This window comes from Methanocalculus natronophilus (assembly GCF_038751955.1).
GTDB lineage: Archaea > Halobacteriota > Methanomicrobia > Methanomicrobiales > Methanocorpusculaceae > Methanocalculus > Methanocalculus natronophilus.
This window is the reverse complement of sequence record NZ_JBCEXH010000085.1, coordinates 1-623: the sequence shown is the minus strand read 5'-3', so window position 1 is coordinate 623 and position 623 is coordinate 1. Positions and strand designations below refer to the sequence as shown.

General features: G+C 38.2%; 1 protein-coding gene. It reads left to right on the top strand.

The genetic code is table 11. The features are described 5' to 3' along the window. Positions 1-623: AAA family ATPase (locus ABCO64_RS10560; protein ID WP_343089442.1), on the top strand; the 623-nt coding region annotated here is incomplete at both ends.

The following is a 623-nucleotide window of genomic DNA, read 5'->3' as shown; positions in this document are numbered from 1 at the left end:
GAAGAACTTAAAGAACTCTTAGGGGGAGAAACGTCTGTTTTTACATTGGATAAAAACAAACAAACCTCTATTATGCTTTGTGGACTTCAAGGGAGTGGTAAAACCACAACCGCTGCTAAATTAAGTAATTATTTACGCAAAAAAGAAAGCGTCAAACCACTAATGGTTGCGCTTGATGTTTACCGTCCTGCGGCGGTTGATCAGTTGGTCACTTTAGGGGAACAACTTGATATTGAAGTGTTTGAAAAAGGGACAAAAGAAAAACCTGAAAATATTGCACGTGAAGCTTTAGATTATGCAAAAGAAAATAATCATGATGTGATTATATTTGATACGGCTGGTAGACTGCATATTGATGAAACATTAATGGATGAGCTAAAAACGATTAAAGAGACACTAAATCCTGATGAAATCTTTTTAGTATTAGACGCAATGACAGGGCAGGATGCTGTGAGTGTGGCTGATCATTTCCATCAATCGCTTTCCATTAGTGGAAGTATTATCACCAAACTTGATGGAGATACACGCGGTGGTGCTGCGCTTTCTTTAAGAAAAGTAACAGACGTTCCGATCAAGTTTATGGGACTTGGAGAAAAATTAGACGCTTTAGAAGTCTTCCACCC